The organism is Rhodococcus sp. MT28, assembly GCF_058792695.1.
Window position 1 is genome coordinate 126645 of the sequence record NZ_JBXAFD010000004.1, and the last position, 19422, is coordinate 146066.

12 protein-coding genes and 1 pseudogene are annotated in these 19422 nt (G+C 62.6%); 1 reads left to right on the top strand and 12 read right to left on the bottom strand.

Annotation, left to right across the window (positions count from 1 at the left end):
- Window positions 1-6: 6 nt before the first annotated feature.
- Window positions 7-1013: pseudogene (locus AC1Q6C_RS16935) on the bottom strand (MsnO8 family LLM class oxidoreductase).
- A gap of 88 nt (window positions 1014-1101) precedes the next feature.
- On the opposite strand from AC1Q6C_RS16935, the gene AC1Q6C_RS16940 reads away from it, so the two are divergent.
- A complete protein-coding gene (locus tag AC1Q6C_RS16940; RefSeq protein WP_003942070.1) occupies window positions 1102-1488 on the top strand; it encodes a glyoxalase superfamily protein in 387 nt (128 codons plus the stop codon).
- A 71-nt stretch (window positions 1489-1559) separates the two neighbouring features.
- Here AC1Q6C_RS16940 and AC1Q6C_RS16945 read toward each other — a convergent pair whose 3' ends face one another.
- From AC1Q6C_RS16945 to AC1Q6C_RS16995, 11 genes are all read right to left on the bottom strand, one after another.
- Window positions 1560-5516, bottom strand: coding sequence for a DNA-directed RNA polymerase subunit beta' (locus tag AC1Q6C_RS16945; protein WP_003941914.1), 3957 nt, complete (start codon window positions 5514-5516; stop codon window positions 1560-1562).
- A gap of 117 nt (window positions 5517-5633) precedes the next feature.
- Window positions 5634-9140, bottom strand: a complete 3507-nt coding sequence (gene rpoB, locus AC1Q6C_RS16950) for a DNA-directed RNA polymerase subunit beta (RefSeq protein WP_003942068.1) — start codon at window positions 9138-9140, stop codon at window positions 5634-5636.
- 483 nt (window positions 9141-9623) lie between these two features.
- Complete coding sequence (locus AC1Q6C_RS16955) at window positions 9624-10487, bottom strand: energy transducer TonB (RefSeq protein ID WP_065352141.1); 864 nt, start codon at window positions 10485-10487, stop codon at window positions 9624-9626.
- 45 nt (window positions 10488-10532) lie between these two features.
- Window positions 10533-11261: a hypothetical protein gene (locus AC1Q6C_RS16960; RefSeq protein ID WP_007728440.1), complete on the bottom strand. Its 729-nt coding sequence runs from the start codon at window positions 11259-11261 to the stop codon at window positions 10533-10535.
- A gap of 99 nt (window positions 11262-11360) precedes the next feature.
- A complete protein-coding gene (locus AC1Q6C_RS16965; RefSeq protein WP_007728444.1) occupies window positions 11361-12608 on the bottom strand; it encodes an MCE family protein in 1248 nt (415 codons plus the stop codon).
- Window positions 12605-13882: an MCE family protein gene (locus AC1Q6C_RS16970; protein ID WP_003941859.1), complete on the bottom strand. Its 1278-nt coding sequence runs from the start codon at window positions 13880-13882 to the stop codon at window positions 12605-12607. The genes AC1Q6C_RS16965 and AC1Q6C_RS16970 overlap by 4 nt, the downstream gene beginning before the upstream one ends.
- On the bottom strand, window positions 13879-15132 hold the full coding sequence (locus AC1Q6C_RS16975) for an MCE family protein (RefSeq protein ID WP_230359643.1): 1254 nt from the start codon (window positions 15130-15132) through the stop codon (window positions 13879-13881). Before AC1Q6C_RS16975 ends, AC1Q6C_RS16970 begins: the two co-directional genes overlap by 4 nt.
- Entirely contained in the window at window positions 15132-16127 is a 996-nt protein-coding gene (locus tag AC1Q6C_RS16980; protein WP_230359642.1) for an MCE family protein, read from the bottom strand. The genes AC1Q6C_RS16975 and AC1Q6C_RS16980 overlap by 1 nt, the downstream gene beginning before the upstream one ends.
- Window positions 16124-17203, bottom strand: coding sequence for an MCE family protein (locus tag AC1Q6C_RS16985; RefSeq protein ID WP_003941932.1), 1080 nt, complete (start codon window positions 17201-17203; stop codon window positions 16124-16126). The genes AC1Q6C_RS16980 and AC1Q6C_RS16985 overlap by 4 nt, the downstream gene beginning before the upstream one ends.
- Window positions 17200-18561 carry an MCE family protein gene (locus AC1Q6C_RS16990; protein ID WP_003942007.1) on the bottom strand — a complete coding sequence of 454 codons (1362 nt, stop codon included), beginning with the start codon at window positions 18559-18561 and terminating at the stop codon, window positions 17200-17202. Before AC1Q6C_RS16990 ends, AC1Q6C_RS16985 begins: the two co-directional genes overlap by 4 nt.
- Window positions 18558-19418, bottom strand: coding sequence for an MlaE family ABC transporter permease (locus AC1Q6C_RS16995; RefSeq protein ID WP_003941894.1), 861 nt, complete (start codon window positions 19416-19418; stop codon window positions 18558-18560). Before AC1Q6C_RS16995 ends, AC1Q6C_RS16990 begins: the two co-directional genes overlap by 4 nt.
- Window positions 19419-19422: the final 4 nt, after the last annotated feature.

A 19422-nucleotide genomic window follows, 5' to 3' on the forward strand; every position in this document is an offset into this window, starting at 1 on the left:
ACACCGCTAAAGCACCTCACGTAGCAGGCGGTCCGAAAGTGCAAGCGCGTCACGGTCGTACGTCGATGTCGACGCCAACACTTCGTCGGCACCGGTCCGTTCGGCGAGATCGTGAAGTTGCTGTTTCACCTCGACGGGCGTCCCGTGCAGCGCCGACGCCATGAACGACTCGATCCGCCTGGCGTTTCGATCACTGCGCGGGGCAAGCCTGATCTTGTCGAGCGACGCGAGCGCGGAAACTCCCCCGTCCGTGACGATTCTGCGAGCGCGTATGCCTCCGGGATCAGCAACTCACGCGCCGCGTCGGTGGAATCGGCAACCGCCACTTCGAGAGAAACCACCACATAGGGTTCGGGATGAGCGTCGGTGGCCCGGAAAGCTCGGCGGTACTCGTCCAACGCCTCCACCCGGTCGGTGCTACCGATTCCGAGTATCGGCCCACCCACGACCACCGGAAGCCCCAGCTGCGCTGCCACTTTCAGACCTGTGCGCGTCGCCAGCACGAAGATCGGCACCCCAGTCTGCGACGCCGGCCGTGCCGTCACTGCGGCGGATCCGTCCAGGTAACGCCTCACCTCGTCCAGGTCCGACACAAACGTGTCCGGAGCGTCCTTGCTGCGTCGTAGTGCCTGACGTACGGGCTCCGTGAATCCCAGCGATCGGCCGAGGCCGAGATCGATTCGCCCCGGGTAGAGAGCCTCCAGCATCAGGAACTGCTCGGCGACGATCAGCGGTTGGTGATTCGGCAGCATGACTCCACCGCTGCCGAGTCTGATATCGCGCGTATGCGCGCCGATCGCGGCAAGCAGTACTGCCGGCGACCCGCTCCCGATCCCGGGCACCGCGTGATGCTCGGCGACCCAGAACCGGTGGTAGCCGAGAGCGTCGGCGTGCGCGGCACGTTCGACGGAATGCGTCAGAGCTGCGGAGTCGGGGTATCCGCTCCTGGTTCGGGATCGGTCGAGCAGTGAGAGAAGCACCCTCGGAGCAACAAGGAATTCGGAAAGTTTCATCCGGACGCCGAACGAGGACCGTTTCTGACCGCAATACCCGCAACACTGGACCTGTCGCCGGAATTCACCATCACATGAAGGGCACGTCATGGACATCAAGCTCGAACTGGTCGCCATTCCCGTCACCGACATCGACCGCGCCAAGGACTTCTACGTCCGCCTCGGATTCAATGCCGACCACGATCACACGGTCAGCGAAGACCTGCGATTCGTCCAGCTGACCCCTCCCGGTTCGGCCTGCTCGATCTGCATCGGCAAGGGAATCACCGACGCCGAGCCCGGCTCGGTCGTCGGCATGCAGGTAGTGGTCAAGGACATCGAAGAGGCCGAGCGCGAGTTCAAGAGCCGCGGCATCGACATCAGCCCGATCGACGACCAGGCCTGGGGGCGGTTCATCTACTTCGCCGACCCCGACGGGAACAAGTGGGCCGTCCAGGAGATCGTCATCCCGGACCTCAGCGGCAGCAACTCCTGAAAACGTCCCACTCCTGACATGAAAAATCCCCCCACCTCTTTCGAAGTGGGGGGATTTCTACGAACTAACGCTTAGCGGTAGTCGTTGCTGAAGCCGTAGTCGTCCAGCGGAACTGCAGCACCGGTGTTCTGGCCGAAGCCGTCCGGGCTGTAGTACTGGTCGTCGTACGACGGCACTGCGTAAGCAGCGGCGCGTGCCTCTTCGGTGGGCTGAACCTGGATGTTGCGGTAACGGTTGATACCGGTACCGGCAGGGATCAGCTTGCCGATGATGACATTTTCCTTCAGACCGATCAGCTTGTCCGAGCGGCAGTTGATAGCCGCGTCGGTCAAGACACGAGTGGTCTCCTGGAACGATGCCGCGGACAGCCACGAATCCGTCGCGAGCGACGCCTTCGTGATACCCATGAGCACCGGACGGCCGGCTGCGGGCTCGCCACCCTCGGCGACAACGCGGCGGTTTGCCGACTCGAACTCGGCGCGCTCGGTGAGCGAACCGGGCAGGAACTCGGTGGCACCCGAATCGATGATCGTCACGCGACGAAGCATCTGGCGCACGATGACCTCGATGTGCTTGTCGTGGATCGACACACCCTGGCTCCGGTACACCTCCTGGACCTCGTTGACCAAGTGGATCTGAACCTGACGCGGACCCATGACTCGCAGGACCTCGTGGGGATCGGCAGCACCTTCCATGAGCTGCTGTCCGACCTCGACGTGGTCACCGTCAGCCAAGAGGCTTTCGCGACCGTCGGCGTGCTTGAAGACACGCAGACGCTGACGCTTGCTGAGCTTGTCGTAGACAACCTCTTCGCCGCCGTCGTCCGGAACGATGGTGATCTTGTAGAAACGATCGCCGTCTTCGAGCTGTACCCGACCGGTGACGTCCGCGATAGGAGCCTTGCCCTTGGGCACACGTGCCTCGAACAGCTCCTGGACACGCGGCAGACCGCCGGTGATGTCATCTCCTGCGACACCACCCTGGTGGAAGGTACGCATGGTCAGCTGAGTACCGGGCTCACCGATCGACTGTGCGGCGACGATACCGACAGCCTCACCGATGTCGACCAGCTTGCCGGTGGCCATCGAGCGGCCGTAGCAAGTGGCGCAAACGCCGGTGCCGGTGGTGCAGGTCAGGACCGAGCGGACCTTGACCGTCGTGATGCCGGCTTCGAGCAGAGCATCGATCGCGGGGTCACCGAGATCGTGGCCACGCTCGACGATGACGGTGCCGTTCGCGTCGACTGCATCGGCCGCCAAGGTACGGGCGTACGTGCTGGTCTCCACGTGAGCATCGCGGATCATCGTGCCGTCGGCCTGCTTCTCGGCGATCGTGGTGACGATGCCGCGCTCTGTTCCACAGTCGACCTCGCGGACGATGACGTCCTGCGAAACGTCCACCAGACGACGGGTCAGGTAACCCGAGTCGGCGGTGCGGAGTGCGGTATCGGCCAGACCCTTACGAGCACCGTGCGTGTTGATGAAGTACTCGAGAACGGTCAGGCCTTCCTTGAAGGAAGACTTGATCGGACGCGGGATGAACTCACCCTTCGGGTTTGTCACCAGGCCCTTCATACCGGCGAGCGAGCGAACCTGAGTCATGTTGCCGGCTGCGCCGGACTTCACGATCATCGGGATCGGGTTGCTGTCGGGGAAGTGAGCCTCCATGGCCTTGCCGACCTTGTCGGTCGCTTCCTGCCAAATGGTGACCAGAGCGCTGTTGCGCTCCTTCTTGTCCAGAGCACCACGCTGGTACTGCTTCTCGATCTTGTCGGCCTGAGCCTCGAAGTCCTCGATGATGGCAGGCTTCTCCGGCGGCACGAGCACGTCGGAGATCGAGACCGTGACACCCGAACGGGTGGCCCAGTAGAACCCGACGTCCTTGAGCTTGTCGACGGTCTGAGCAACCACGATCATCGGGTACCGCTCGGCGAGATCGTTGATGATCGTCGCCTGGCGCTTCTTCGGCATCTGCTCGTTGACGAACGGGTAGTCCGCCGGAAGCAGCTCGTTGAAGAGCACACGGCCGAGTGTCGTGGTGGCGGTCCAGCCGTCACCGTAGTTCCAGCCCTCGGGGAACAGTTCGTTCTCGAGGTCGCGCGGCGGACGCTGCTGCGTCAGACGCACCTTGATCTGAGCCTGAACCGAGAGCGCGCCGCGGTCGACTGCCATCTGAGCCTCGGCGGGCGAGGAGTACACGCCCTGCTCTGCCTCGTCGTTGGTCGGAGCAACGAGCTCACCGGTGACACCCTCGTCGAGACGGGTCAGGTGGAACAGACCCGTGACCATGTCCAGACGCGGCATGGCGAGCGGGCGACCCGAAGCAGGCGAGAGGATGTTGTTCGAGGACAGCATCAAGATGCGTGCCTCGGCCTGAGCCTCTGCCGACAGCGGGAGGTGAACAGCCATCTGGTCACCGTCGAAGTCGGCGTTGAAGGCCTCACACACCAGCGGGTGGAGCTGAATGGCCTTGCCCTCGACGAGCTGCGGCTCGAATGCCTGGATACCCAGACGGTGCAGCGTAGGTGCACGGTTGAGCAGCACGGGGTGCTCGGCGATGACCTCTTCGAGGACGTCCCACACCTGGACGCGCTTGCGCTCGACCATGCGCTTTGCCGACTTGATGTTCTGCGCGTGGTTCAGATCGACCAGACGCTTCATCACGAACGGCTTGAACAGCTCGAGAGCCATCAGCTTGGGCAGACCACACTGGTGCAGCTTGAGCTGAGGACCGACGACGATGACGGAACGACCCGAGTAGTCGACGCGCTTACCGAGCAGGTTCTGACGGAAGCGACCCTGCTTGCCCTTGAGCAGATCGCTCAGGGACTTCAGCGGGCGGTTACCCGGTCCGGTGACCGGGCGTCCACGACGACCGTTGTCGAACAGGGCGTCGACCGACTCCTGCAGCATCCGCTTCTCGTTGTTGACGATGATCTCGGGAGCACCGAGGTCGATCAGTCGCTTGAGGCGGTTGTTGCGGTTGATGACGCGGCGGTACAGGTCGTTGAGGTCGGACGTCGCGAAACGTCCACCGTCGAGCTGAACCATCGGGCGAAGCTCCGGCGGGATCACCGGAACAGCGTTGAGGACCATGCCCATCGGCGAGTTGCCGTTGGTCTGGAATGCCGCAACCACCTTGAGGCGCTTGAGTGCACGCAGCTTCTTCTGGCCCTTGCCGCTGCGGATGGTCTCGCGGAGAGACTCTGCCTCGGCGTCGAGGTCGAAGTTCTGCATCAGGATCTGGATGGACTCTGCGCCCATCGCACCCGTGAAGTACTCGCCGTAACGGTCGACCAGCTCGCGGTACAGGAGCTCGTCGATGATGAGCTGCTTGACGCTCAGCTTGGTGAAGGTGGTCCAGATCTCGTCGAGACGATCCAGCTCACGCTGCGCGCGGTCACGGAGCTGACGCATTTCGCGCTCGCCGCCGTCCTTGACCTTGCGGCGGACATCGGACTTCGCGCCCTCTGCCTCGAGCTCGGCGATGTCGGCTTCGAGCTTCTGCGCACGTGCCTCGAGATCGGCGTCGCGCTGATCTGCGACGGTCTTCTTTTCGACCTGCATCTCGGCTTCGAGGGTGGACAGCTCGTTGTGACGGAGCTCCTCGTCGACACCGACGATGACGTAGGCAGCGAAGTAGATGATCTTTTCGAGATCCTTCGGAGCCAGGTCGAGCAGGTAACCGAGACGGCTCGGAACACCCTTGAAGTACCAGATGTGCGTGACCGGTGCGGCCAGTTCGATGTGACCCATGCGCTCACGACGAACCTTGGCGCGAGTGACCTCGACGCCACAGCGCTCACAGATGATGCCCTTGAAGCGGACACGCTTGTACTTACCGCAGTAGCACTCCCAGTCCCGAGTGGGGCCGAAGATCTTCTCGCAGAAGAGGCCGTCCTTCTCGGGCTTGAGCGTGCGGTAGTTGATGGTCTCCGGCTTCTTGACCTCGCCGTAGGACCAATTGCGGATGTCCTCTGCACTGGCCAAGCCAATGCGGAGTTCATCGAAGAAGTTGACGTCGAGCACGTAACTTCCTTTCCCCGTTGGGGTTACGGTTGCCGGTCACCCGGCAACCTGACTGCCAATTCAAATGTGAACTACGCCCCCGGGCCGCTCTCTCAAGAGCAACCCGGGGACCGAAACCTAGTTCGCGAGGTCGTCGACCGTCGCAGCTTCGTTCCTGGACAGGTTGATGCCCAGGTTCGCTGCGGCCCGCTCCAAGTCCTCGTCGTCGCCGTCCGCCATCGTGATGGCCGCGCCGTCCGAGGACAGCACCTCCACGTTGAGGCAGAGCGACTGGAGCTCCTTGAGGAGCACCTTGAACGACTCGGGGATGCCGGGTTCGGGGATGTTCTCGCCCTTTACGATGGCTTCGTACACCTTGACTCGACCGACCACGTCGTCAGACTTGATGGTCAGCAGTTCCTGCAGCGTGTAAGCCGCGCCGTAGGCCTGCATCGCCCAGCACTCCATCTCACCGAAGCGCTGGCCACCGAACTGGGCCTTACCACCGAGAGGCTGCTGCGTGATCATCGAGTACGGACCGGTCGAACGAGCGTGGATCTTGTCGTCGACCAAGTGGTGCAGCTTGATGATGTACATGTAACCGACCGAGACCGGGTACGGGAACGGCTCGCCGGAGCGGCCGTCGAACAAGGTGGCCTTTCCGTCGGGTCCGACCATCTGCTCGCCGTCACGGTTCGGCAGCGTCGCGCCGAGGAGACCGGTGAGCTCGTCTTCCTTCGCACCGTCGAACACCGGGGTGGCGATGTTCGAGTCGGCCGGAGCGGACAGCATCTCTTCCGGCAGGGTCGCAGCCCAGTCGGGACGAGAGCCGTCGGACGCGATCTGAACGTTCCAGCCGGTCTTGCCGATCCACCCGAGGTGGGTCTCCAAGACCTGACCGATGTTCATACGACGCGGGACGCCGTGCGTGTTCAAGATGATGTCGACAGGCGTGCCGTCCGAGAGGAACGGCATGTCTTCCTGCGGCAGGATCTTGCCGATGACGCCCTTGTTACCGTGGCGGCCGGCGAGCTTGTCGCCGTCCTGGATCTTGCGCTTCTGTGCCACGTAGACGCGGACCAGCTCGTTGACACCGGGAGGCAGATCGTCGTCTTCGTCACGTGAGAACACGCGGATTCCGATGACCTTGCCGGTCTCACCGTGAGGAACCTTGAGGGACGTGTCACGAACCTCGCGAGCCTTCTCACCGAAGATGGCGCGAAGGAGGCGCTCTTCGGGGGTCAGCTCGGTCTCGCCCTTCGGCGTGACCTTTCCGACCAGCACGTCGCCGTCACGAACCTCGGCACCGATACGGATGATGCCGCGCTCGTCGAGGTCGGCGAGGACCTCGTCGGAGACGTTCGGGATGTCGCGAGTGATTTCCTCGGCACCGAGCTTGGTGTCGCGGGCATCGATCTCGTGCTCCTCGATGTGAATCGAGGTCAGGACGTCCTCTTCCACGAGACGCTGCGACAGAATGATCGCGTCCTCGTAGTTGTGGCCTTCCCACGGCATGATCGCGACGAGCAAGTTCTTGCCCAGCGCCATCTCACCGTTCTCGGTGCAAGGGCCGTCGGCCAGAACCTGGCCGGCCTCGACACGCTGTCCCTCGTCCACGATCGGACGCTGGTTGGCGCACGTGCCCTGGTTGGAACGCGCGAACTTGCGCATCCGGTACGTCTTGCGGCTTCCGTCGTCAGCCATCACCGTGACGTAGTCCGCGGAGATCTCCTCCACGACACCGGTCTTCTCGGTGATGATGACGTCGCCGGCATCCACAGCTGCACGCAGCTCCATGCCGGTACCGACGAGAGGTGCCTCGCTGCGAACCAGCGGGACAGCCTGACGCTGCATGTTCGCGCCCATCAGGGCACGGTTTGCATCGTCGTGCTCGAGGAACGGAATCATCGCGGTTGCGACGGACACCATCTGACGCGGCGAAACGTCCATGTAGTCGATGTCGGAGGACGCGACGAACTCGACCTCGCCACCCTTACGGCGGACGAGAATCTTCGAGTCGGTGAAGCGACCCTCGCGGTCGATGGCCGAGTTGGCCTGCGCGACCACGTGGCGGTCTTCTTCGTCAGCGGTCAGGTAGTCGACCTCGTCGGTCACCTGTCCGTCGACGACGCGACGGTACGGGGTCTCGATGAAACCGAACGGGTTGACGCGGGCGTAGACCGACAGCGAACCGATCAGGCCGATGTTCGGGCCTTCCGGGGTCTCGATCGGGCACATGCGGCCGTAGTGCGACGGGTGAACGTCGCGAACCTCGAGGCCGGCGCGCTCACGGGACAGACCACCCGGGCCGAGGGCGGACAGACGACGCTTGTGCGTCAGCCCCGACAGCGGGTTGTTCTGGTCCATGAACTGCGACAGCTGGGAGGTTCCGAAGAACTCCCTGATCGCAGCGACGACGGGACGGATGTTGATCAGCGTCTGAGGCGTGATTGCCTCGACGTCCTGCGTGGTCATGCGCTCACGAACCACACGCTCCATGCGGGACAGGCCCACGCGGATCTGGTTCTGGATGAGCTCGCCGACCGTACGCAGACGACGGTTGCCGAAGTGGTCGATGTCGTCGACCTCGACGGGAACCTCGACGCCGCCCGGAGCCGTCATCGAGGTGTCACCTGCGTGCAGACGCACGAGGTACTCGACGGTGGCGACGATGTCTTCTTCGGTGAGCGTGGATGCAACGATCGGCTGACCCGCGTTCAGGCCGAGCTTCTTGTTGATCTTGTAACGACCCACGCGAGCGAGGTCGTAGCGCTTGTCCTTGAAGAACAGGTTCTCCAGCAGGGTCTGCGCGCTCTCCTTGGTGGGGGGCTCGCCCGGACGCAGCTTGCGGTAGATGTCGAGCAACGCCTCATCGGTGCCGGCGGTGTTGTCCTTCTCCAGCGTGGCCATGAGGATCTCGGAGAAGCCGAAGCGCTCCGTGATCTGCTCGGTGGTCCAGCCGAGTGCCTTGAGCAGGACGGTGACAGGCTGACGACGCTTGCGGTCGATACGGACACCAACGGTGTCGCGCTTGTCGACGTCGAACTCGAGCCATGCGCCGCGACCCGGGATCACCTTGACGCTGTGCAGATCCTTCTCGGTGCTCTTGTCGACGCTCATGTCGAAGTACACACCGGGGGAACGCACGAGCTGCGAGACGACCACACGCTCGGTGCCGTTGATGATGAAGGTGCCCTTGTCGGTCATCATCGGGAAATCTCCCATGAAGACCGTCTGGCTCTTGATCTCACCAGTGTTGTTGTTGATGAACTCCGCGGTGACGAACAACGGCGCCGCGTAGGTCATGTCCTTGTCTTTGCACTCGTCCGTCGAGGCCTTGACCTCGTCGAATCGAGGGTCGGAGAAGGACAGCGACATAGTGCCGTTGAAATCCTCGATCGGAGAAAGCTCCGCGAGGATGTCCTCGAGACCACCGGACACTGCATTGTCGCCGAGTGCCGCTGCTCGTTCACGCCAACTCTGCGCGCCGATCAGCCACTCGAACGAATCTGTCTGTACGTCAAGAAGCCCGGGAACTTCGAGGGGTTCGCGAACTTTCGCGAACGAAACCCTCTTCGGGGCTCCGGGGATTCCGGAAACTGCCTTGGTCTGGCTAGAGACTGCCAAGATGCGTCCTTCCAGCACCTCACGCGGGCCGCTCCGTGCTGTTGCGACCGCCGCTGTATCTGCTTCGAATTTCGCTGGTTACAACCCGAACGAAACCCGTCGCAGAAAGCAAGAAGTACTTGACTTCGCAGCGGTTGAGACGAGGGGTGGACAGGAGGCAGCCAGCGCAACGTCCAAAAGTACACCCTTACTCTGGAAATGTCGAGTCGGGTGTAACTGAGGGTCGAATTCAGATACTGACGTGAGACTGCCGATCACTCGTCCGTGCATGTTCACCGATCAGAGTGGACCTTGCGGACCGCTCCGTCAAGGGCGAGAGCGCGTGTCGCAGCATTCGAACATTCGTGACGCGCATTCGAACACTGCCACCGGGAGTGTAGCCAGCAACGGCGTCACATACGAAAAATCTGGACCGACATCGTGCGTCGATCCAGATCTTCGCGCTGGTGCGCAGGTGCTACTGGTCGCGAATCTCCGAGCTACTGGTCGCGGATCTCCGAGCTACTGGTCGCGGATCTCCGAGATCAGCCAGTTTCCGTCCTGCTTCTCCAGACTCACGATGACCATTCCGGAGCGAGAGTCTGCCGCCACGCCGTTCTGCGTCGAGCTGACGTTCAGTTGGGCGAGCAACTGCGCCCGGTCCTTCTCGAGCCGTGTAATCCCGATCAGCGGGACATCAGCGGTCGTTGCCGTCTGGGTTTGTTCGACGCCGGCCTTCTGCGTGTCCTTGTACTGCGTCAGCTGATCGCGCATCGACTGGTTCAGGCCCTGGACACCCTTGTCGAAATCGGCGTCGAAGGTGTCGGGAGAAAACGTGAAGACTGCAGCCAACGCCGACGGCGTCACACGAAGAACCTCAGCCGTGGCGCCTTCGTCCACCCAGGCGATGTCGTCCGTCTTCGCGCCGACTTTGAAGAAGGCGATGCCGGCGAGGATCGCGACGATGACCGCTGCGGCCCCCAGGATCGCGACCAGGCGCCAACCGGCCTTGGATTGTGTAGGTGTTGTCGCCGACTCCCCCGCGCCCGTCTCCGGGGTAGCAGGGGCCTTGGGCTCGTCTGCGACGGTTTTCGCCGGTTTGGTCAGATCGGGGCCCGGTGTGGATTCCGGAGCGTCGGTTTCCGTCTTCGGCGGCTCGATTTCTCCGGACTCTGCCTTCGTGAGCGTCGGCTTCGCAACCTCCGGCTTCGCAACCTCCGGCTTCACAGCCTCCTGTGTTTCTTCTTCCGGCTGTTCGATCGTGGGCTCGACCGGATCCGAATCGGACGTCCCCGCGGGGACGTTGAGCGAGCGAGCGCTTCCCGCGATCTTCGGCCGACGGTTCTGCGGGGAGGACGGTCCGCCGGTACGACGTTTGGGTGGCATTACGCGCTTCTCCTTCGAGGGATGTCGGTGTGCAGGTTCGACGAACTACTGGCCACCGGAATCACCACCCTCGGTTGTCGGTGCGGGAGCACCGGAGGCAGGTGCCTCGGTCCCCGAACCGGGTGCGGGCGTTGCGTCAGGAGCAGGCGTGGAGCCGTCGGTGGCCGGCAGGGTGCCGGAGCCGAGATCGAGCCGAGAGCCGATCGGATCAGCCGACTGAGCCTTCCAGACCCCGTCGACCTCGACCATGCCCAGCCGCATGCCGAGCTGATTCTTGACGAACTGGTTGCCCTGGGTCGTGGTGACTCGAACGACGACCAGTGCCGTGGCGGTCCGGTCATCGGTATTGAGCTCGGTCAGCGCGGACTGAACGACTTCGGTGTCAGCCTTCGAGCCCGAGTTACGCAACTCGTCGGTGATGGAATCCTGAACGGTCTGCAGATACGTCGTCATCTCGTCACCGGTCACCGAAGAACGCATGTTCTCGATCGACTGGTCGAGATTGGCCGAATCCGCGTTGTTGAGGTTGATCGCGACTTGCTGCGCACCGATAAGCGCGTCGTCACGCATCTCGGCGGTGGTGCGGTCGGTGGTGAGCGCCCGAACGTACGGGACGCCGAACACACCGAGCGCAACCACTGCCGCCAGAAGCAAGACACCGACCGCAATCAGAGACGCTGTCAGCCCCTTCGGTCTACCGGTTGTCGGCGCTCCCGATTCGACTTGCTCGGGCCCGCCGGACTGCGGGGAACTGTTTCTCTGAATCACACTCACTACCCTACTTACCTGTTTTGCCCAGCCTCTGGCCGCGAATCGTCAACTGCCACAACTCAGTAGCCTGAACTGCACAAACTCGACCACATTCGGATCGGTCTACTTCGGTGTCACTCCGAGCAACGGCGCCAACTGCGTCGCGATCGGGTTGAGGTTCAACTTGTCCGGATCGACCTTCGGCTTGAAGTCCCAAGGCTGGATCGTGTCGGGATCGGCGTACACCACGCGGTTGGCACTGCGGACGCCCGTCTCGCTGCCCAGCGGCGTCTCACACGACGCGGCGGTGTTGAGCGGGAAGTCCTGCTGGGTGTCGTCGAAATTGGGATTCTGACGCTTCATCTCGTCCAGGATCGCCATGGTGCCTTCGTAACCCACCGTGCACGAGAGCGGATTGTTGGTCTCCAGCACCAAGCCCTGATGGACCGTTCCGTCGCCGGGAGCAACCGTCGGTGCGGCAGCGGCCAGGCCGGGAAGGAAGATCAGGAACGGCTGCAGCGCGATCGTTCGCGGCGCAAGCGTCTCGGTGGTCGCGGCAAGATTGGTCAGGTCAGTCGTCAGGCTCGGGCCCGCCTCGTTGATGAGGGCACCGATCTGATCGCTGGCCGGGATGCCGTTGTCGATCAAGCGACGGATGTCCGGATCGCTGGTCCGCAACTGCGCCGTGACAGCATCGAGATCGGTACTGAACTGCTTGATCGCGGAGGACTGATCCGACTGCGTCGTCAATACCGTCTCACTGTTCCGAATCAGCGCGAGCGTCTGAGGCAGAGTGTCGAGCCCGGACTGCGAGAGGCCGGACAGCGAATCGGCCAGGACCTGAATGTCCTCGCCCTTGCCGTTGAACGCTGCACCGAGTTCGACGGCGACGGTGTGGAGCGCGTCGACGGGCACGGACTTGACCAAGCCGTTGGCACTGGTCAGCACATCCTCGATCGGGATCGGAGTTGTGGTGTCCCCCACCGCGATCACCGAGCCGTCCTCGAGGAACGGTCCCTGATCGGTATCGGGCTGAAGGTCGACATACTGCTCACCGATGGCGGAGCGGTTGGCCACGACGGCACGGGCCGACGCGGGAATCTCCGGAGCACTGTTGTCGATCTTCAGGTCGACCTGAATTCCGTCCTCGGTCAACGACATGTCGCCCACTCGCCCGACCGGCACGCCGCGATATGTCACCTCGGCGTTGGTGAAAATTCCACCGGACGTGGCCAATTCGGTCTTGACCGTGTACTGACCGAACCCCATGAGGTTGTCCAGGCGCACGTACTTGGCGCCGACGTAGATGAGACCCAGGAGCGCGACCACGACAAAGCCGACGAGCTGCCATCTGACCAGAGCTGATCTCACTGTCCATCACCGCCGATTCCGAACTGTTCCAGCATTCCCTGGATGGGGTTGAGTGGGTTCGCCGCGGGCGCCGGCGTTGCCGGGTCACCCGCTGTTGTGGCGGGAAGGCCGGCGACAACGGGAACCTGCGGCAGGATCGGAGCGATCGGCAGCAGTGACACTGTCGGCCACCCCGGTCGCGGCCCGTTGCCGTTGTAGTACGGGTTGGAGGGGTCAACCACCGGCTTGGGATTGCCGAACTTGGGCTGGCGGTATTCCGGTTCTCCCTGCCCGACACCGAGACCCGAGAGTGTATTGCCGATCTGCAGGTCGACACTCAGAAAGAGGTTGACCGAACCACCCTGTGCAATCTTCTCGACACCGTCCGGGAACGGGAACGTCGGAAGGAACGGAAGTGCCCCCACGAAGTCGTCACCGGAGTCTGCGAGCGCCTGCAGCGTCGGACGCAGAGCCTGAAGATCAGCGATCAGATCGTCCTTGGACTGTGTGAGGACGTCGGTTCCCACTGTTCCGAGTCGATCCACCTGAGCGAGCATCTGCGTCAGCTGCGGACGCTGCTCGTTGAGAACCTGTGTCGCAACGGGGAGTTCCTCGAGAATCTTCCCGATCTTCTCGTTCTGATCGTTGACGCGAGTCGAGAGCACATCCAGGCCGTCGAGCGCGCGTGTGATGTCGTCACGCTGCTCGTTGAGTCCACCGATGAGTGTGTTCGCCTGCTCCAGAAGACTTCTCGTCTTGCCTTCGCGACCGTCGAACGCGGCACCGAGTTCTTCGACGATGGGCTGCAACTGGCCCACACCGCCGCCGTTGAGCAGCAGCGACAATGCGCCGAGAACCTGCTCGATCTCCGTGGCGTGGCGAGTGCGATCCAGCGGAATGAGGTCACCGTCGGCCAGCTTCGCAGAGTCCGGTCCGGACGGCGGGGCCGACAGCTGGATGAACTTCTCGCCGAGCAGGTTGGTCTGCTCGACCGCGGCAATTGCGTTGGCGGGCAGATCAACCGACGAGTCGAGGATGATGCCCACGTCCGCGGTCCATCCGTCCGGTCCGACCGACACGTCGTCGACGCGACCGACGGGAACGCCGTCGACCTTCACAGCGGACTGCGGAACCAAGTCGAGCACGTCGTCGAACTGAATGGTCAAGTGCATCGGATCGGAACCCACATCAGGACCGCCGGGAAGCGGGACAGCGTAGATCCCCTCGGACGAGCAGGCGGTTGCCGAGATCAGGACGGCGCACAATCCGGCGCCGACTATCAATGAACGCTTCACTCGCCCTCCCCGTTTCCACTGGTCAGTCGCGGTGACACGACGCCGGGCACAGTGCCCGGAACTACCTGCATCTGTCGTTCGGAACCGGCAAGGATGCCGAAGGGAAGGTTCAGGCCTGCAGCCTGATTGGCTGCGTCGGTCATCGCTGCGACGTTTGCGCACTGGTCGATAGCCGGTTGCATCTGCCTTCCCAATGCCTCGAACCGCGGATCACCGGGCAACAGCTTGCCGAGGTCCATCAACTTGCAGAGAACTCCGGCCGGGTTCTGAAGATCAGGGAACGCCAGACGTGAAGCCAGCACACCTGATTCGGCGTCGTACGAGTTGACCAGGTTGGAGATCGCCAACGGAAGCATGGTGAGCGTGTTGGCCAGGGCTTCCTTGTTGTTCGCCAGTGTCTGTGTCGGTTCGACGAGACCTTCGGTTGTCTGGACCAGTTGATCGCGGTTGTCGGCCACGAACTTCGCGACGTCGCCGAGCGCAATCGAGAGCTGGTTCAGAGCGGCACCGAGATCGTCGCGCTCACCTGCCAAGAATCCGGTCAGGTCCGACAACTGCGTGTTGAACTGGCGCACCTGCTGATCGTTGGCCGCGAGAGCGCCCACAAAAGTATCCAGGTTCTTGATGGTGAGCGAGATGTTGTCACGCGAATCGTTGAGCGTCCGTGCGGCATCCGAGAGGTTGGTGATGCTGTCTCCCAACGCTTCACCGTTGCCCTCGAGGTTGGCCGCACCTGTCTCGACGAAATCGGACAGTGCTCCGTTCTTGTTGGCACCTTCAGGACCGAGAGCCGACGCGAGTTCGTCGATGCTGGAGTACAACTGGTCGACCTCGACAGGCGTCGCCGTCTTCTCGATCGGAATTACTGCACCGCTGGCCATCTTGTCGCCGCCGGTGAAGACCGGTGTCAGCTGGATGTAGCGGTCGGCAACCACCGACGGCGTGATCTGAGCGGCACTGGCACCCGCGGGAATGTCGATCCCACGATCGACACGCAGCTCGACCTTGACCTGATCTCCCTGGGGTTCGACGGATTCGACGGTGCCGACCTTGACACCGAGAACACGAACGTCGGAACCGTCATAGATACCCACCGACTTGTCGAAGTAGGCGGTGATCTTGGTGGTACCGGCGCGAGTGAACACCCACCACAGCGCACCACCGATTACGAGTAACCCGATCAGAACAGCGGCGATGATCGCGAACGAGCGCTTCTTGGAGCCGCTTCCGGCTTCGGCAGTATCAGCCATCAGTTGCCTCCCAACGTACGAACGGGGTCACGGTAGCCCGGAATGTCCGGCAGACCCGGCGGAAGGAGGTTCACGACGACCTGGTCGAACCAACGGCCGTTGCCGACCACGTTGGCGTACAAGCGAATGAAGGGTTCGTAGAGCTTCAGTGCCTTGTCCAAGTTCTCGTTGTTGGCCTTCAAGATGTCGATGACGCCGTTGAGCTGCGTCAGCGCCGGCCCGATTGCCGCCTCGTTGTCACGAACGATACCGGTGAGCTGCTGAGAGACGCGCTGAGTTCCGGTGAGCAGCTGCGAAATCGCTTGCTGGCGATTGTTGAGCTCCTGCACCAGTAGTCCACCGTCTCGGATCAGCTGGGTGAATTCCTTGTTGCGGTCAGCAAGAATCTGCGACGTCTTCCCGGTGGCGGCGAAGAGCTTCTGCAAGTCCTGATCGCGGCTCGCGATCGTCTGCGACAGCCGACTGACACCGTCGAGCGAAGCGCGGACATCGCCAGGTGTCTCGGAGAATGCCTGGGACAACGTCTCCATGCTCTTCGCCAACTGGTCGGTGTCGATGTCGCCGACGGTGTCCGCCGCGGCCGAGAAGGCCTGAACGACGTCGTACGGAGAGGTGGTGCGCTCTAGCGGAATCCGATCCTTGGGATCGAGGTTGTCGGTTCCGCGCGGATCTAGTGCGAGGTACTTCTGTCCCAGAATGGTCTTGATCTGAATGGACGCAGAGGTTTGATCTCCCACCCACGCGTCACTGACCTTGAAGTCGACGAGAACACGGTCACCGTCGAGATCGACGGAAGTGACCTTGCCGACCTTCACGCCGGCGATACGAACCTCGTTACCAGGCTTGAGACCCGCGGCTTCGGAGAACTCGGCGGAGTAGGACGAGCCTGCTCCCACGAACGGAAGCGAATCGAGGAAGAACGCGGACAAAGTGGCCAGCAGCACCACGAAGATACCGATGGCTCCGGCCATTGCCGGACTGCGACGTTTACTCATCGACCTTGCAACTCCCTCATACCGTCTTGAGTGCATCGCGTGGCCGCGTTGGTGTAAATCGGCTGATTGACCGTCGGCAGGCCGGTGGGCAGATTCAGCGACGCAGACTGTCCTGGACCGGCAACGATGTCGATTCCGCACAGATAGAACTGGAACCAGGAACCGTAGCTCGCTACGCGTGCGAGCTTCTCGAGCTTGACCGGCAAGGTCTCGAGCACCGCGTTGACGTCGTCACTCCGACGATTGAGTGTGGTCGCCAGTGTGTTGAGCGCCGTGATCGAGCCCTGAATCGACGGCCGCGTCGGCTCGAGCAGGTCTGCCGTCGCGTCGGTCAGGCCGGCGAGTGAGGTGACGGCCGAACCGACCACCCCACGCTCGTTGGCCAACCCGGTGACGAGTTGCTGGGTGTTGACGATCAGTGAATCGAGGTTCTTGTCGTTCGCGTTGACGGTGTCGAGAACGTCGTTGAGGTTCTTGATCACCGCGCCGATGACCGCGTCCTTGTCCGCGACGGTGTTGGTCAGGCTCGCGGTGTTGCGCACGAGCTCACTGATGGTGCCCGATTCGCCTTGGAACACCTGGATGATCTGGTACGACAGCTTGTTGACGTCGTCCGCGCTCAGGGTGGTGAACAGCGGCTTGAAGCCGTTGAAGAGTGTCGTGAGGTTGACTGCCGGGCGCGTCTGAGACAGCGGCAGGGTATCGCCGCCGGTGATCTTCTTGCCTTGGCTGCCTTCACCTTGCGAGAGCGAGATGTACCGCTGCCCCACCAGGTTGCGGAACCGGATGGTGGCGATGGAACTGGCCGGCAACCAATCACGGTCGGATACCGAGAACTGGACCTCGGCCTGGTTGTCGTTGACGATGGCAATCTTCTCGACCTGGCCGACACGAACACCGGCAATGCGAACCTCGTCGCCCTCGTTCAACGAAGTGACGTCGGAGAAGACGGCGTTGAACTTGGTGCCGCCACCGCCGCCGAGGTTGGCGATACTGGCTGCCAGCAGTCCTGTCGCCAGGACCGTCACCACAACGAAGATGATGAGCTTTGTCAGCGGAGCTGCGAGTCCTCTCATTGGACGCTCACCTCCGCACCTGCGAATGCCGGAGCGCTGACCATCGTGGTCCACGCCGGAACATCGTCCGGCGCAACACCGTTGGCCTGTCCGTAGATCACCTTCAACGTATCCTCTTCGAGTTTCGAGCCCGCGTAGCCGGCCTGCTGAGCCGGACCGCTGTTGTTGGTCGAGAACAACTGAGGTCCGGAGCCCTCGGGTGCAGGCAGGAATTCCATGGTGGCGGGACCTGGATTGCGGGAAGGAACCTGGTAGGAACCGTCACCGTACGAACCGCCGGGGTACTGCGGGAACGGACGACCGGGCTCGGTGACGTTGTCGTAGCAAACCGGGCCGCGGTTGTCGACGAGCCGTGGCTCGTCTTGGTTGGGCAGGTAGCGACCCTTGGGGTTCACGATCTGAATACTCGCACGCACACCAGGATTGGGCGCGTCGGTGGACAGGATCTTGGCAGCTTCCGGAGCGGTGTCCGAGAAGCCCTTGAACGTGCACCCGAAGGTCGGAGAGTACTGGGCCAGAAGCTGGAGAGCTTCCTTCGAATCCGCAGCGAGCGTGATGATCGAGGACGAGTTCGCTTCGAGGAAGGCTGCGGTGTCAGACGATGTCACGGTGAGCGACGCCAGCAGTGTCCGCAACTGGTCCTGCTTCTGCACCACCGTGTTACCCGTGGTCCGCAGATTGTCGAGAGCGTTGATCAGATCGGGCGCAGCGTCCGAGTACGTCTGGGAGAAGTCCGCGAACTTGCGCAGATCCTCTTGCACCGCGGGCAGTTCGGTATTGACGCCGCGGAAGATCTCCTCGAGACGATCGACCGTCAGACCGAGCTCGGCGCCGCGTCCCGTCAGACCCTGCGCGAGAGAACCGAGAGTGTTCGCCAGATCCTGCGGCGGAATCGCCTGCAGAAGTGGGAGCAGTCCGTCCAGAACGTCGCCGACCTCGACAGCATTGCCGCTCTTGTCCTGGTGGATCACCGTTCCCGCGGAAATCGGGGTCGCGGTGGTTCCCTCCGGAATGATCAGGGAGACGTAGCGCTCACCGAAAAGCGTCTTCGGGAGCAGACGCGCCGTGACGTTGGACGGAATGAGATCAGCCTTGTCCGGCTCGATCGCGAGGACCGAGGTGACCTGGCCGTCTTTCGTCGACGCGGATCGCACCTCGCCGACCAGCAGCCCACGGACCTTGACGTCCGCGTTGGGTGGCAACGCATTTCCGACTGTGTCGGTCACGAGGTCGATCTTCACGACGTCCTTGAACGTCTTGTTGAAGGTTCCGATGGTGAAGGCCAGGAACAATGCCAACACCACGAAGAACACGAGTCCGAGCACACGGCGGCGCAGGACTGACGGAGCCTCGATCATCCGGCCACCCTCACTGTCGTCGTGGTGCCCCAGATTGCGAGGCTGAGGAAGAAGTCGAGAACGGCGATCGTCACGATTGCGGCGCGAACAGCGCGGCCGACGGCCACGCCGACACCTGCGGGACCACCTGAGGCGTGGAACCCGTAGTAGCAGTGGATCAGGATCAGCACGAAGGCGAATACCAGGACTTTCGCAAACGAATACAGCACGTCCTGCGGTGGCAGGAACAGGTTGAAGTAGTGGTCGTAGGAACCCGTTGATTGCCCGTTGAAGACCGTGCTGATCACTCTCGAGGCGAGGTACGCCGCAAGCAGACCCACGATGTACAGCGGGATGACGGCGACGAAGCCGGCGATCATGCGCGTCGTGACCAGGAACGGCACCGACGGAACTGCCATGACCTCGAGCGCGTCGATCTCTTCGGAGATTCGCATGGCACCGAGTTGGGCGGTGAAGCCACAACCAACCGTGGCCGAGAGCGCAAGAGCCGCAACGATCGGAGCGATCTCACGGGTGTTGACGTATGCGGAGAGGAAGCCGGTCAGGACCGAGCTACCCAACTGCTCCAGAGCGGCGAAGCCCTGGAGGCCGACGACGACACCCGTGAATCCGGACATCATCGCGATGACGCCGATGGTTCCGCCGATCACCGCGAGCGCACCGCTACCGAAGGTCACTTCGGCGAGTAGTCGAAGCGTCTCCTTCCGGTACCGATGCAGCGTGCGAGGGGTCCACGCGATGGCGCGCGCGTAGAACGACATCTGCTCGCCCGCGCGGTCCAACGCGTTCACTGGAATTCTGGCTACTTTGCGACTCTTCAGCAGGAACTGATCGCCGCGGCCTCGTGCGATGGTCATTTAG